General features: G+C 66.0%; 13 protein-coding genes. 10 read left to right on the top strand and 3 right to left on the bottom strand.

Features of this window, described 5'->3' with window-relative positions; translation table 11 throughout:
- Together DD559_RS13535 and DD559_RS13530 are read left to right on the top strand one after the other, a co-directional pair.
- Positions 1-2,397 (top strand): beta strand repeat-containing protein (locus tag DD559_RS13535; protein WP_206364504.1); only part of this gene is annotated, 2,397 nt, incomplete at its 5' end.
- A complete protein-coding gene (locus DD559_RS13530) occupies positions 2,394-3,695 on the top strand; it encodes a surface lipoprotein assembly modifier (RefSeq protein ID WP_240610254.1) in 1,302 nt (433 codons plus the stop codon). The genes DD559_RS13535 and DD559_RS13530, both read left to right, overlap by 4 nt.
- Here DD559_RS13530 and DD559_RS13525 read toward each other — a convergent pair.
- A complete protein-coding gene (locus DD559_RS13525; protein ID WP_116469639.1) occupies positions 3,650-4,882 on the bottom strand; it encodes a GGDEF domain-containing protein in 1,233 nt (410 codons plus the stop codon). The genes DD559_RS13530 and DD559_RS13525 overlap by 46 nt on opposite strands.
- A 303-nt stretch (positions 4,883-5,185) precedes the next feature.
- Here DD559_RS13525 and DD559_RS13520 point away from each other — a divergent pair, with 303 nt between their 5' ends.
- Positions 5,186-6,562 carry a globin-coupled sensor protein gene (locus DD559_RS13520; protein WP_116469638.1) on the top strand — a complete coding sequence of 459 codons (1,377 nt, stop codon included), beginning with the start codon at positions 5,186-5,188 and terminating at the stop codon, positions 6,560-6,562.
- Positions 6,563-6,709: 147 nt separating this feature from the next.
- Here the strand turns inward: DD559_RS13520 and DD559_RS13515 are convergent, their stop codons facing one another.
- Positions 6,710-7,564, bottom strand: a complete 855-nt coding sequence (locus DD559_RS13515; RefSeq protein WP_116469637.1) for a restriction endonuclease — start codon at positions 7,562-7,564, stop codon at positions 6,710-6,712.
- Between the two features lie 274 nt (positions 7,565-7,838).
- Here DD559_RS13515 and DD559_RS13510 point away from each other — a divergent pair, with 274 nt between their 5' ends.
- Together DD559_RS13510 and DD559_RS13505 are read left to right on the top strand one after the other, a co-directional pair.
- Positions 7,839-8,078, top strand: a complete 240-nt coding sequence (locus DD559_RS13510) for a helix-turn-helix domain-containing protein (RefSeq protein ID WP_116469636.1) — start codon at positions 7,839-7,841, stop codon at positions 8,076-8,078.
- Positions 8,071-8,811, top strand: a complete 741-nt coding sequence (locus DD559_RS13505; protein ID WP_206364503.1) for a hypothetical protein — start codon at positions 8,071-8,073, stop codon at positions 8,809-8,811. The genes DD559_RS13510 and DD559_RS13505 overlap by 8 nt, the downstream gene beginning before the upstream one ends.
- Here the strand turns inward: DD559_RS13505 and DD559_RS13500 are convergent.
- Positions 8,797-9,702, bottom strand: a complete 906-nt coding sequence (locus DD559_RS13500; RefSeq protein WP_116469634.1) for a DNA adenine methylase — start codon at positions 9,700-9,702, stop codon at positions 8,797-8,799. The genes DD559_RS13505 and DD559_RS13500 overlap by 15 nt on opposite strands.
- 174 nt (positions 9,703-9,876) lie before the next feature.
- Between DD559_RS13500 and uvrA the strand changes: the two genes are divergently transcribed.
- The 5 genes from uvrA (at position 9,877) to DD559_RS19850 (ending at position 14,405) form a co-directional block, all read left to right on the top strand.
- Positions 9,877-12,894 carry an excinuclease ABC subunit UvrA gene (gene uvrA / locus DD559_RS13495; RefSeq protein WP_116469633.1) on the top strand — a complete coding sequence of 1,006 codons (3,018 nt, stop codon included), beginning with the start codon at positions 9,877-9,879 and terminating at the stop codon, positions 12,892-12,894.
- Positions 12,895-12,937: 43 nt separating this feature from the next.
- Positions 12,938-13,513: a hypothetical protein gene (locus DD559_RS13490; protein ID WP_116469632.1), complete on the top strand. Its 576-nt coding sequence runs from the start codon at positions 12,938-12,940 to the stop codon at positions 13,511-13,513.
- A gap of 13 nt (positions 13,514-13,526) precedes the next feature.
- The gene (locus DD559_RS19660) at positions 13,527-13,676 is read left to right on the top strand and encodes a hypothetical protein (protein WP_206364594.1); all 150 of its coding nucleotides are present in this window, start codon (positions 13,527-13,529) and stop codon (positions 13,674-13,676) included.
- 13 nt (positions 13,677-13,689) lie between these two features.
- Positions 13,690-13,824, top strand: coding sequence for a hypothetical protein (locus DD559_RS20300; protein WP_276308186.1), 135 nt, complete (start codon positions 13,690-13,692; stop codon positions 13,822-13,824).
- A gap of 77 nt (positions 13,825-13,901) precedes the next feature.
- Complete coding sequence (locus tag DD559_RS19850) at positions 13,902-14,405, top strand: hypothetical protein (protein WP_165831093.1); 504 nt, start codon at positions 13,902-13,904, stop codon at positions 14,403-14,405.

The following is a 14,405-nucleotide window of genomic DNA, read 5'->3' as shown; positions in this document are numbered from 1 at the left end:
ACACCCACGCCCGCGCCGACCCCGACACCCACGCCCGCGCCGACCCCGACACCCACGCCCGCGCCGAGCCCGACACCCACACCGGCACCGAGCCCGACGCCCACCGCGCCGCCCGTCAATGCGTCGTTGCTGGCGCTCACCCAGGACGAAAGCTTCGGCAGCGATGCCACCGGATTCGCGGGCACCTTCCATCCCGATGCCCGCGCGTGCGGCTGCCTCACGGCCTCGCTCGGGCTCACCATCCGCTTCGATGCGGCGAGCAGCAGCTATACCGTCAGCGACGGCGTCAACTCCGAACGCTTCGTGCCCGGCGATATCGATTCCGGCCAGTCCAGCACGGCGCTGCGAGTCTATCGCCACACCGCGACGAACCACGAATATACGCTGTCGCTCACGCTGCCGGGCACCAGCGGCGCGCTCACCTATCAATATGTCGGTGCCGGCTTCTGGCAGCGCGTCGATTTCGCCAGCGACGGCAGCGGCGCCTTCCGCTTCGATGCCTTCGCCTATGGCGTCCGCACGCCGGACGCGGCGGTGCCGCGCACCGGCAACGGCAATTATGCCATCGATCTGGTCGGCGCGCTCGGCTTCGGCGTGCTCGAAAGCCTGGTCGGCAGCGGCAGCCTCCAGGTCGATTTCGCCACCGGCCAACTCGTCACCAGCGGCACCGTGCGCCAGGTCGCCAACGACAGCGGCACGGTCGTCACCAGCTCGTCCTTTACCGGCCAGGCCCAGTTGAGCGGCAGCGCCAACGCCTTTGCCGGCAGCTTCGCCTTTTCGGGCGGCGATCTTGCCGGCGCACTCCAGGGCCGGTTCTACGGCCCTGCCGCCGAAGAGGTGGGGGCCGCCTTCACCGCGTCCAACGCCGATGGCCGGGCCGCATCGGGGGTGCTGATCGGCCGCCAGTCGGGCAGCCAGCTCGGCAACGCCACGCTCGCCAATCTCACTGCAAGCCAGGTCTTCGGCAGCGAAACCGCGACGATCAAGGCGAACTATACCGAAGCCACCGGCGCCGCCGCGATGCTCGCCAGCACCGCCCAGGCGCTTGTCGTCAGCTATAATGCGGCGGCCGGCAGCTACACGGTGATCGCCGGCCCGCGCAGCACGCTGTTCACCACCGGCGGCACCGGCGGCGGGGCAGACCAGCTCACCCTCGATGCGCTCGGTGCGATGCGCTATGTCCGCGCCGCGCGCTGGGTCACCACCACCAGCACGGGCGGCATCACCAGCAAGACGATCGACGCCTTCGCTTTCGGGCTGAAAACGGCGGACAGCGCCCTCCCCCGCACCGGATCGGCCAGCTATGCCGTCACCTTGGCAGGCGCGCTGGTCGATGCCAGCCAGCCGGGGCCGCTGGCGCTGTCCGGCAGCGGTACGCTCAGCGCCAATTTCGCCACCGGGGCGATTGCCACCAGCGGCACCGCCACGGCCAGCTTCACCGATTCCGCCAACGCCACCACCAGCACCAATGGCAGCTTCACCGGCAGCGCCACCCTGGCCAGCGCCGCCAACGCCTTTTCGGGCAGCCTGACGGTCGATGTGCTGGGCAGCTATGGCGGGGCGCTCACCGGCCATTTCTATGGCCCCGCCGCGGAAGAAGTGGGGGCAAGTGCCGCACTGCGCGATGCCGCCGGCGAAGGTGCGGCCGTCACGCTCGTCGGCGCCAGCGGCAGTGGCGCCAGCGCCAGCAGCGCCCTGCGCACGGCGATCGCGCCCGAAATCGTCGGCACCGCCGGCACCGGCTACAGCCTTGCCGGCCTGCCCGGTTTCGGCGAGGCCAGCCTGCTGCTCACCGCCGCCGACCGCGAGGCGATCACCAGCGCGGCGGGCTTCGACGTCTATCGCCGCACGCTCGCCGCCGGCACGGTGGAAGCACGGATCTACAACGCCGCCGCCGGTCCGCTCGCACTCAGCTATGCCAGCTTTGCCGAGTTGGGCGTCCTCGCCGCCAACGCCGGCACCGCCGATCCGCAGCGCTGGTACCTGCCCTTCGGTCAGCGCACCACCGCCGATCAGCTGCCGCGCACCGGCACCGCCGGCTATGCGGGGCTGGTGTTCGGATCGGGCAGCGTCGCCGGCACCGCCTATGCGCTTGGCGGCACCAGCAGCTTCACCGTCGACTTCGCCCGCTCGAACGCCACCGGCACGCTCGCCATCACCGGCAGCGGCGCGGGCGGCACCCGCGATTTCGGCAGCTTCGGCTTCCAGTCCGCGGGCCTGTCGAGCGGCGGCTTCACCGGCGCGCTTTCGGCGAACGGCGGTACGGGCAGCCTCACCGGCTGGTTCTTCGGCCCGCAGGCGCAGGAGATCGGCGCGAAATTCGATGCCGTCCGCACGCTGGCCGGCGGCGGACAGGCCGTGCTTTCCGGCGCCACCCTCGCCAAGCAGAACCGGTGAGCCGCACCGCGCTCGCGCTGGCCGTGCTGGCGATGCTGGCGCCGGCCCCGGCGTTCGCCCAGGCCGCCGTGCGGCAGCGGCTCTCGGCGGTCGAGCTGTTCGCGCTCGCCGCCCGCGCCACGCCGGACGAAGCCGAGACCCTGTACCGCGCCCTCGCCCGCGATCCCGATGCGGAGGTCCGCGCCGAAGCCCGCTTCCGGCTCGGCCAGTTGCTCGAACGCACCGGCCGCCCGCGCGAAGCGGCGGCCACCTATCGCGCACTGCTCGATGAAAAGCCCGATGCCGCGCGCGTCCGGCTCGAACTCGCCCGCCTGCTCGCCCAGCTGGGCGACGAGGGTGCCGCCCGCCGCGCGCTGCGCCAGGCCCAGGCCGGCACCCTGCCGCCGCAGGTGGTGCAGCTCGTCGATCAGTTCGCCGCCGCGCTGCGCTCGCGCAAGCCCTGGGGTGCCAGCCTCGAAGTCGCGCTGGTGCCGGACAGCAACATCAACCGCGCCACCGATGCCGCCACGCTCGATACCGTGCTCGCGCCGCTGCAGCTTTCGCGCGACGCCCGCGAACAATCGGGCCTCGGCGCGCGTGCCGCCGGCCAGCTCTATGCGCGCGTGCCGATCGCCGCGAACCTCGCGCTCGTCCCGCGGCTCTCCGGCCAGGGCGATTTCTACCGCCAGCACCGCTTCGACGATCTCTCGGCCTCGGCGCTGCTCGGCCTGGAATGGAGCCTCGGCCGCGATCGCCTGCGCCCCTCGGTCGGCGGCACCCAGCGCTGGTATGGCGGCAGCGCCTATGCCCGCACCGCCACCGCCGCGATCGATTGGCTGCACCCGCTCGGCAGCCGGGCACAGCTTACCACCAGCGCGACGATCGCCGACACGCGCTATCGCGGCAATCCGCTCCAGAACGGGCTGCTGCTGAACGGCGCGGTCAGCTATGAGCGCGCCTTCTCCCCCCGCGCCGGCGGCAGCATCGCGCTGTCGGCCACCCGCCAGACCGCGAACGATCCCGGCTTCGCCACCGCGTCCGGCGCCGTGAACCTGCTCGGCTGGCGCGATGTCGGCCGCACCACCCTCTATGCCAGCGCCGGGCTCCGCCGGCTGGAAGGCGATGCCCGGCTGTTCCTGTTTCCCGAACGCCGCCGGGACTGGAACGTCAGCCTCGGCATCGGCGGCACCTTCCGCCGGCTGCAGGTACGCGGCTTCGCGCCGATCGTCCGGCTGGAATGGGAACGCAACCGATCGTCGGTCGGGATCTACGACTATGCCCGGACGGCGGCGACCATCGGCATCACCCGCGCGTTCTGAGCCCGGTCCGCCGCCACCGGCGCGGCATAGGCGACCACGCGATCCCGCCCGCCATGCTTGGCGGCATAGAGCGCCGCATCCGCCTCCGCGACCAGCCGCTCCCAGCGCCCCTCGCCGCCATGCGCGCCGGCATGGCCGATGCTGACGGTGCAGCGCAGTTCCTGCCCATCGTCCAGCACCAGCACGGTGCCGGCGATGGCGGTGCGGATCCGCTCGGCGAGCGCCGCCACCTGCGCGGTGCCGGTCGCCGCCGGCAGCACCATGAATTCCTCGCCGCCGACCCGGCCGACCAGATCCTCGTCGCGCACCGCATCGGCGATCACGCCCGCCACCATCGCCAGCACCTGATCGCCGACGCCGTGGCCCCAATGGTCGTTGACGTCCTTGAAATGATCGATGTCGAGCAGGATCAGCGCCATCGCGCGGCTGCCGCGCGCGCGCCCTGCTTCCCAGATCATCCGCCGGTTGAGCAGCCCGGTCAGCGGATCGCGCGTGGCGTGCTGGATCAGCTGCTCGTCCAGCTGGCGGGCGATCATCCACAACAGGCACACCGCGATCATCCAGGTGAGCATGAAGCGGCCGGCCAGCCCCAGGATCGAGCTTCCCGCCAGATCGGTCTGGCTGGTGTCGCCATCCAGCAGCAAGCCGATCCGCAAGGCGAGCAGCCCCGCCCACAGCAAATGAAAGCACGCCGCCAGCCGCGCCGGGCCGCGCTGCGACGGCGTGGCATAGCGCCACAGCGCCCAGGCAGCCGGCAGCAGCACCGACATCCGCGAGATGCAGCCGAGCAGCATCAGCACCCAGTCATAGACGTCCGAGCCCCACACCACATAGCCGATCTGGACAAGGCCCAGTGCGATCGGGATCGCCACCGGCCAGTTGGCGCGCGCCGGCCGGCCGAGAAACACGTTCACCGCCACCAGCCCCAGCGCCGGCCCGGCATCGATCGGCAGATTGGCCAGCGAGATCAGATGCGGGAAGCCGACGTCCCAGGCCGGGATCAGCAGCACGCCGAACCCCAGCATCTGCACCGCATTGGCCACGGCCCCGATCTGCAGGCTGGTCCGCGCCGCGCCCGGTTGCTGCTGACACGCCATCGCCGCGAAGCACAGGAGCGAGAGCGTACTGGCGAGCACATTCACGACGAACATCGTCGCAAGATCGAAGTTCGCGTCGATCGCTTCCATGATCCGCACCTACGCCAACGGGCTTAAAGAATCCTGGACAACAGGTTCCAAGTACCCTGTCTTTCACGCGAAGACCCCGGCCGTTCAATCCCGGTTTTCTCCGCGCCACCGCCAAGAAGAGACGCTCCCGAACGCGCCCAACAGGGAAAGGTTCGCGCGCTCCGGGGCCGCCCTGAATGTCCCAAAAGACAGGGGGTGTCGCAACGCTTTGTTACAAGCCGGGCCGCCGGGCGGGTGCCCCCCTTTCTATAACGCAACGAAATATTCGGCACTCGCGTCCCCCTGAACGGAAGGAGCCTACCCTTGCACCCGGAACTCGCCACCCGCCTGGATTTCGTCGGCTACACGGCAGAGAAGCGCCACCTGCTCGCCGATGCCCGCGACACGATCCTCCAGGCGATGCGCCCGGCGCTCGATCGGCTCTATCGCCAGATCGCCGCCTATCCCGAAACCGCCAACATGTTCTCCGGCGCCAGCCATATCGAGAAGGCCAAGCAGCTCCAGTCCGAACATTGGGGCCATCTCGCCGGTGCCGCGTTCGACGGCGACTATGTCGCCCGCGTCAAGCGGATCGGCGCGCGCCACGCCAAGATCGGGCTGACCCCGCAATGGTATATCGGCTCCTATGCGATCATCCTCGATTCGCTCATCGAAAGCATCGGCGCCGCGCCCGCCGGCCCGCGCCTGCCCTTCTTCCCCGCCAAGCCCGATCCCCGCTTCGATCAGCTCCGCGCGATCGTCACCGCCGCGCTGATCGATCTGGAGATGTCGGTCTCGATCTATTTCGAGCAGGAACAGGCCAGCCGCGCCGAGGCGATGGCCGCGCTCCAGGAACGCGAAAAGTCGCTCGCCAGCCTGCTCGGCGCGATCAACGAAACGGTGGATGCGATCCGCACCGGCTCGCAGGAAATCGCCCAGGCCTCCACCGATCTTGCCCGCCGCACCGAAAGCAATGCCGCCAGCCTCGCCGAGACCGCCGCCTCGGTGCAGGAGATGGACCAGCGCCTCAAGGCCACCGCCCAGAGCGCCCGCCGCACCGTCGAGCGGGCAGACGGCGCCAAGGCCACCGTCGATACCGGCCGCACCATCACCGAACAGGCGGTGACCGCGATGGAGCGCGTCGCCGAAAGCGCCAAGGGCATCGACAATGTCATCGAAGGCCTCGACAAGATCGCCTTTCAGACCCGCGTCCTCGCGATGAACGCCGCGGTGGAGGCGGGCCGCGCCGGCGAGGCGGGCCGCGGTTTCGCCGTCGTCGCCGATCTCGTCTCCGCCCTCGCCATGCGCGCGGAGGAGGAAGCTGGCCGCGCCCGCGATCAGCTCACCGCCACCCAGGCGGACATCGTCACCGCGGTCGGCATGGTCGAGAAGGTCGACGGTGCGCTGTCGAACATCTCGGGCGACGTCGCGACGGTGAACGATCTCCTCACCCAGATGGCCAGCGACAACCAGGCCCAGGCGAGCGCGATCACCGAAGTCTCGGCGACGATCGGCGAGATGGACCGCGCCACCCAGCAGAACGCCGCGATGGTGGAAGAGACCACCGCCGCCGCGCAGAATCTGGCGCGCGAAGTCGATCGCCTCGCCCGCCAGGCGAGCAGCTTCCACGAAGCCGGCGCGTCCGCCGCAAGCCCCGGCGCCCACGCCACGGTGAAGGCGCTCGCGGCGATGGCGGGCTGAACGCAGCGACGGCAGCCCCCACCCCTCTCCCCTTGTGGGAGAGGGAGGGAGCCGCGAAGCGGCGGAAGGGTGAGGGGGAGTGCGATGCAACGGCGACAGCCCCGCTGCGGAAAGGAACGGCACCGGCAGCAGCCCCAGCCCCCCCGCTCAAATCTCCGCGAAGAAGTCCGGCAGCACGGTCACCTGCTCCACCATTTCCACCTTCACGCCCAGCCGGGCGTCCTTCAGCAGCTGGCACAAGGTGCGCCCGTCGATCAGGTCGATCGCGGGCGCGCCGTCGCGCCGTGCCTCGCGTTCGGCGTCGAGGGTGAAGCTGCCGGTGGTCAGGATCAGCCCCTTGTCCGCCCGCCCCTGCATCGCCCCGCGAAAATCGCGCACCGTGGGGGAGGAGACCGAACCCGCATAGCGCTTGCACTGGAACAGCACCTGAAAGCTGATCAGGTTCATGCGCAGCACGCCGGTGCCGTCGATCCCGCCATCGCCGGAACGCCCGGTCACTTCCACTTTCACGAACCCGCTTTCGCGCAACAGCCGCTGGCACAGCCGCTCGAACGCGATCGGATCCATCGCCCGCAGCACGGCGAGCATCTGGTCGGTCCATTCGGCTTCGGCGGCTTCGGCGTCCTCCGCCTCGGGCGCCTCGGCCTCCACGGCTTTCTTGCGCGCGTGACGCTCGGCATAGGCCTTGGCGACCGCCTTGCGCACGGCCGCGTCGTCCCACGCTGCCGCGACGCGCCCTTCTTCCGTGAGCACCCAGACGCCGCGTTTCGGGTTTTCAACGAAGCCGGGGAATTTGAGGTAGCTCCGCGCCCAGGTCATGCGATCGGGCAGGATCGGCAGGCCCGTCTTGGGATAGAGCACGCCCATCTGCGCCTCGCTGAGCCCCAGCTTCGCCATCAGCGCCTCGGCAATCTCGTCATTGCTGCCGGAACCGCCCAGCGCCGCCAGCACCTGCAAGGTGGGCAGCATCAGATCGTCATGCTTGGGAAGCGGGATGGTCATGCGTCCTCCTAACGTTCCGGGCGATCTCTTGCCAAGTTGCTGGCAGCCTCAGTACTCGGCCATTTACCTCTCCGACCATCGCATCGAAAAACGCGTCATTCGGCACCAAAACTCCCGCCACCGTGGCAGGCCCCGACAACCCGATTTGCCTCCCTCGGCTTGAGAATGAGGGTCAGAGCGACCTACGCAACCACATGGCCGAACGCGACAAGGGCAGCGCTTGGATACTAAAAGTCTGTAGACCCGGAGTCGTCATTCCAGAACATTGTAGGGCATGGGGAACCAAAAATCTGCGGCAGTTGGCCTGCAACGAACCGTGGCGGAAAATTTGAAAGAAAGGCGGCTCAGACTGGGCCTGTCTCAGGAAGAGTTCGCTGAAGTATGCGGATACCACCGCACGTATATTGGCTCCATTGAGCGCGCCGAACGTAATATAACCCTGTCAACACTGGACGCACTCGCGCGCGCTCTAAATGTCCCACCCAACGAATTATTACGTGAAAACAATGGCTGAATTGAACGATATTAAGCGCACGCCAGCATCCTCTCTCGACGAAGCAATGCTCACACTTTGCAGAAGCATCGAAGCGAAACGTGCCCGAACCGTGATCGACCACATCCTCGAACACGGGATCATCACGAATGAAGAACTTAGCGATCTGTACGGTTACGACCACCCGCCGCGCGCCATTCGCGATGTACGAGAAAACGGCATCCCGCTAATTACGTACAGCGTGGTCAGCCCAAAAACTGGTCGGCGGATGGGCGCTTATACATTTGACAATATTCAGAATATCAGGGGTGGTCGGATCGGAGGCCGCAAAGCCTTTCCGAAGCAGTTCAAGCAAGCACTGATTGCTCGCTATGGATCTCGCGACACTATCACTGGCGCATACCTTGAGGAGCGGTATTTACAGATTGACCACCGAATTCCTTACGAAGTTGGAGGCGACGACAACGGGCCACTGGACACGAAGGATTTCATGCTTCTGGATTCCTCTTCCAACCGCGCGAAAAGTTGGTCCTGTGAACATTGTGAAAATTTTCTACGAAAGCACCAACCGCAAATCTGCAGTTCCTGCTTCTGGGCATCTCCCGAAGATTACAAGCACATTGCAGAAACGCAGACTCGACGCATCGACCTCGTATGGAGCGGCGATGAAGCCGCACAATTTGATAGACTAAAAGCCCAAAGTGCGGGCCAAGATTTTGCAACGTTTCTCAAGAGAAAGTTAGACAAACAATAAATCCTGGACAGGCCTCGCATAGAAGATATTCACGTCCGCCGCCTTGAGAGAACGCGACACGTACACGCTTTCAATCGTATTATCATCGCGCCCACTCAAGGTTGCCTGCGAGGATCGACCGGCATAGACCGAAAGATGATCCGCCATCACACTAGAAGGAAGTGGATCACCATAGGTCTTCTCACCATGCTGCCCATCATAAGAAAGTACATAGGGAACATTGCGAGTATCGAAATCATGGAGACCATCAATCAGCGCCGCGCGATCCAACCCTGACGCATAGCGCTTATCACGGCCATAAGTTGTACCCTGATAGGGAGGGTCCATATAAATCAAATCAGATGCCTTCGCATCTGCACAGCAATCATGAAAATCGCCCCTGAACAGCGTGACCCTCCCTTTCAATAGGCGACTTACGGCGTGAACAGTACGGGTCACACGATCTGGCCTCATGCCAGTGCGCCGCTTGTCAACCGACTGCGTGAAGTTTCCAGCCCTATTGAATCGAACCGCATTTTTGACGCAGCGAGCCACCAAGTACAGCAACAATACCGGGTCTTTACTTTCGTTGAATTCGGCGCGAACGATATTATAATGCTCAATGCCTATATCAAACTGAGCTTTCCACACCTCAGCATAGCTGCCCGAAAGCATCCCCGGATCGTTAATGATTAAATCCCAAAGATCGATCAGCGGGACATAAATATCCCCGATAACGAAACGATCAGCCAAATTGTGCGTGGCTGCATACAGCGTGATAGCTGCAGACCCAGCAAAGGGCTCATAAAGCGTATCCACCGCCCGAGGAAAAAGGCTGCATATCCTCGGAGCAAGCGACCGCTTGCTGCCTTGATAGGGGATTGGCTGAATAGGAAGTGGGGTAAGCTGCATGGCAGCAGCGTGCTACTTCAAGTCATCAATCAACGTCAATTCAAACCTCTCCATCCCTCTTTGGCCGGGAACGGGGCCGTGCATCAAGTCCCGGCGGACAGGTGGCGGATGCGGGGCGGGCTTCCTATCTCCCCCTCTGGAAAATCCTTCAGAACAAAGCTAGAACCCTCCCCCATGGCACTCACTACGATCTCCGTCCGCGGCGCGCGCGAGCACAACCTCAAGGGCGTCGACATCGACATTCCCCGCGACACGCTGACGGTGATCACCGGGCTGTCGGGCTCGGGCAAGTCGAGCCTCGCCTTCGACACCATCTATGCCGAGGGGCAGCGCCGCTATGTCGAGTCGCTCTCGGCCTATGCGCGCCAGTTCCTCGAGATGATGCAGAAGCCCAATGTCGAGCATATCGAGGGCCTCTCCCCCGCCATCTCGATCGAGCAGAAGACCACCAGCCGCAACCCGCGCTCGACGGTGGCGACGGTCACCGAGATCTATGATTACATGCGCCTGCTCTGGGCGCGGGTGGGCGTGCCCTACTCCCCCGCCACCGGCCTGCCGATCAGCGCGCAGACGGTGAGCCAGATGGTCGATCGCGTGCTGGCGCTGCCCGAGGGCACCCGCCTGCTGCTGCTCGCCCCCGTGGTGCGCGGCCGCAAGGGCGAGTATCGCAAGGAACTCGCCGAGTGGCAGAAGGCCGGCTTCAGCCGCGTCCGCATCGACGGCGAGATGTATCTGATCGAGGACGCGCCGGCGCTCGACAAGAAGTTCAAGCACGACATCGAAGTGGTGGTCGATCGCCTGGTGGTGCGCGACGATATCGGCACGCGCCTGGCCGAGAGCTTCGAGACCGCGCTCAAGCTGGCCGAGGGGCTGGCGTACGTGGACCTGGTGGATACCACGGTAAGCGCCCTCTCCCCTCCAGGGGAGAGGGGCGGGGAGAGGGGCAGTGTCCACGAAGCCCCGCAGCAGTTCACGCCCGAGTCCCCCTCTCCCGACCCTCTCCCCGGCGGGGAGAGGGCCAAGAAGGGGATGAAGAACACCGGCATCCCCGACAACCGCATCGTCTTCTCCGAGAAGTTCGCCTGCCCGGTCTCGGGCTTCACCATCCCCGAGATCGAACCGCGGCTGTTCTCGTTCAACGCCCCCCAGGGCGCCTGCCCGGCGTGCGACGGCCTCGGCGAGAAGCTCGAGTTCGACGCGGATCTCGTCGTCCCCAACCATGATCTCAGCATCAAGAAGGGCGCGGTGGTGCCCTGGGCCAAGTCCAACCCGCCCTCGCCCTATTACATGCAGGTGCTGGGCAGCCTCGCCCGCGAATTCGGCTTCAGCCTCGATACGCCGTGGAAGGACCTGCCCGGCGAGGTGCAGCTGATCATCCTCCACGGCACCGGCGGCAAGCCGGTCACCCTCACCTTCATCGACGGCCGCAAGAGCTACGACGTCAAGAAGCCGTTCGAGGGCGTGATCGGCAACCTCAACCGCCGCATGCTGCAGACCGAAAGCGCCTGGATGCGCGAGGAGCTGGGCAAGTACCAGGCCAGCCACCCCTGCGAGGTGTGCGGCGGCGCCCGCCTCAAGCCCGAGGCGCTGGCGGTGAAGGTCGCGGGGCAGGACATCGCCCATGCCACCCGCCTCTCGGTGGTCGACGCGCTCGCCTTCTTCCAGACGCTGCCCGAAACCTTCACGCCCCAGCAGCGCGAGATCGCCCGCGCGATCCTCAAGGAAATCGACGAGCGGCTCGGCTTCCTCAACAATGTCGGGCTCGACTATCTCAACCTCGATCGCACCTCGGGCACCTTGTCCGGCGGCGAGAGCCAGCGCATCCGTCTCGCCAGCCAGATCGGCAGCGGGCTGTCGGGCGTGCTCTACGTGCTCGACGAGCCCTCGATCGGCCTGCACCAGCGCGACAACGACATGCTGCTCGCCACCCTCAAGCGCCTGCGCGACCTCGGCAACACCGTGCTCGTCGTCGAGCATGACGAGGATGCGATCCGCACCGCCGACTATGTGATCGACATGGGCCCGGGCGCCGGCGTCCATGGCGGCGAGGTCGTCGCCCAGGGCACGCTCGACGAAGTGCTGGCCACCAAGGGCAGCGTCACCGCCGACTATCTCAACGGCACCCGCGAGGTCGCCGTGCCGGCCAAGCGCCGCAAGGGGTCGGCCAAGAAGATCACGGTGCACAACGCCACGGCGAACAACCTCAAGGGCGTCACCGCGAGCATCCCGCTCGGCACCTTCACCTGCATCACCGGCGTCTCCGGCTCGGGCAAGTCCAGCTTCACGCTCGACACGCTCTATGCCTCGGCCGCGCGCCAGCTCAACGGCGCGCGCGTGCTCGCCGGCAAGCACGACAAGATCACCGGGCTCGAGCATTGCGACAAGGTGATCGACATCGACCAGTCGCCGATCGGCCGCACCCCGCGCTCGAACCCGGCGACCTATACCGGCGCCTTCACCAACATCCGCGACTGGTTCGCCGGCCTCCCCGAGGCGCAGGCGCGCGGCTACAAGCCCGGCCGGTTCAGCTTCAACGTCAAGGGCGGCCGGTGCGAGGCGTGCCAGGGCGACGGCGTGCTCAAGATCGAGATGCACTTCCTCCCCGACGTCTATGTCACCTGCGACGTGTGCCACGGCGCACGCTACAATCGCGAGACGCTGGAGGTGAAGTTCAAGGGCAAGTCGATCGCCGACGTGCTCGACATGACGGTGGAAGACGCGGTCGAGTTCTTCAAGGCCGTGCCGCCGATCCGCGACCGCATGGCGATGCTCGCCGAAGTGGGCCTCGGCTATGTCAAGGTCGGCCAGCAGGCGACGACGCTGTCGGGCGGCGAGGCGCAGCGGGTGAAGCTCGCCAAGGAACTGGCGCGCCGCGCCACCGGGCAGACGCTGTACATCCTCGACGAACCCACCACGGGCCTGCACTTCGAGGATGTGCGCAAGCTCCTGGAAGTGCTCCACGCGCTGGTGGAACAGGGCAACACGGTGGTGGTGATCGAGCACAATCTCGACGTCATCAAGACCGCCGACTGGATCCTCGACCTGGGCCCCGAAGGCGGCGTGAAGGGCGGCGAGATCGTCGCCGAAGGCACGCCGGAGCAGGTGGCGAAGGTGGCGGGGAGTTATACGGGTAAGTATCTGGCGCCGTTGCTCAAGCCAAGGGGCAAGGCGGCGAAGGTGGCGGCGGAGTGACCATCTCCCTCTCCCCTCCGGGGAGAGGGCCGGGGAGAGGGGCATGACGGCCAGCGACGAACCACCCATCTATCGCCCGGAATTCATCGCCGCCCTCCGCCTGTTCGCGCGGGTCAGCGAAGCGATGCACCAGCGCGGTCTCCCCCGCCCCGTGCTCGTGGGCGGGGCGGCGGCGGAATTCTGGTCCGCCAGCGCAGTCAGCACGGGCGATTTCGATCTCTGCACCCCAGCCCAATCCGAGATGGAGACGGAGATGCAGCTGCTCGGCTTCGTCCGCCCCAGCGGCGCCGGCCGCTTCCTCAAAGGCTGGATACACCCCGAACTGAAGCTCGGCTTCGAGATCGTCGCCGACGTACCGCTGGACGGCAATGTCGACACCGCGCATATCCGGCTGGTCCAGCCGATCGGCGAAACGGCGCTGTTCCGGGTGATTTCGGTCGAGGACCTGATCGCCGACCGCATGGGCCAATTTGCCTCCGGCACCGCGCCCGACCGGCTGGAGCAGGCCAGAATCCTGCTGGAGCTTCACCCGGACGCCGATCTCGCCTATCTTGAGAGACGGATCAGAGAGGAAAGCAGCGGTGACTTCGGCGTCCACGACATCCCTTCCGGCGAATGAGCCCACTGCGCCGGTGATCGACATGGCCGAACTCGGCGCCCGCCTCGCCGCGCGGCGCGCCGCGCTGCACCTGCCGGAAATGCCGCGCAACGCCGGCGCGAACCGCACCGACGCCAAGTGCGCCTTGCTGAAGGCGATCGAGACCGCCGGGGGGAAGTGGTAAGCGCACCTGCGGCGTGAAGGGCGGCGAGATCGTCGCCGAAGGCACGCCGGAGCAGGTGGCGAAGGTGGCGGGGAGTTACACCGGGCGGTATCTGGCGCCGTTGCTCAAGCCGCGGAAGGCGAAGACGGGGACGGTGGCGGCGGAGTAGGAGGGCGCCAAGTACTGGCGACAACGATGCATGTAGCTAGGATTTCCGAATCTTCCTGCTATCCTGACTACATGCCGTTGATCGAGCTCTACAAGTCGTCCAAGCGGATTGCACTATTCCCAGGCTGGTCCGCGGCAGAGGGCGAAACGGGTTACTCTCGGTTCGCATGCCCACTTGAAATAAATGGCGTCATCGAAGCTGATTTCATGCTTCATGGAGGAGCATACAAATATCATCCAGACAGGCACGTCACATTTGAACTCCGCATCGGCAAACCCGGCATAAAGCGGAAGGTGCCAATAGCTCGAATAGATTGGCGGTCGCTTACAGGTGGGCACTCCAATAAGCGCGGGCCGAACGTGCCTTGGGCCGGAAAGCGCGTAGGCGACAGCCACGTGCACGGATTTGAAATAAATTGGGTTGAAGCTGAAGATAGAATGCGGACGGATTTATCGCAGGCAGAGCCCATGCCACCGGAAGTTCAATCTTTCGAAGCCCTTAGAACGTTTGCAGGGAATCTGTTTAGAATCAGCAACATAGATATTGTTGAACAACCTGACTGGGAGTATACATTGCTCTGA

It is taken from the genome of Sphingomonas pokkalii (assembly GCF_003096275.1).
Classification (GTDB): domain Bacteria; phylum Pseudomonadota; class Alphaproteobacteria; order Sphingomonadales; family Sphingomonadaceae; genus Sphingomonas; species Sphingomonas pokkalii.
The sequence above is the reverse complement of the archived record's forward strand: the minus strand, read 5'-3'. Positions and strand labels throughout refer to the sequence as shown.

Bases quoted from the DNA above. Each gene is read 5' to 3' on its own strand.
- DD559_RS13510 (WP_116469636.1), top strand. From the start codon at position 7,839: ATGGGGAACCAAAAATCTGCGGCAGTTGGCCTGCAACGAACCGTGGCG.
- DD559_RS13505 (WP_206364503.1), top strand. From the start codon at position 8,071: ATGGCTGAATTGAACGATATTAAGCGCACGCCAGCATCCTCTCTCGAC.
- DD559_RS13500 (WP_116469634.1), bottom strand. From the start codon at position 9,702: ATGCAGCTTACCCCACTTCCTATTCAGCCAATCCCCTATCAAGGCAGC.
- DD559_RS13490 (WP_116469632.1), top strand. From the start codon at position 12,938: ATGACGGCCAGCGACGAACCACCCATCTATCGCCCGGAATTCATCGCC.
- DD559_RS13525 (WP_116469639.1), bottom strand. From the start codon at position 4,882: ATGGAAGCGATCGACGCGAACTTCGATCTTGCGACGATGTTCGTCGTG.
- uvrA (WP_116469633.1), top strand. From the start codon at position 9,877: ATGGCACTCACTACGATCTCCGTCCGCGGCGCGCGCGAGCACAACCTC.
- DD559_RS13515 (WP_116469637.1), bottom strand. From the start codon at position 7,564: ATGACCATCCCGCTTCCCAAGCATGACGATCTGATGCTGCCCACCTTG.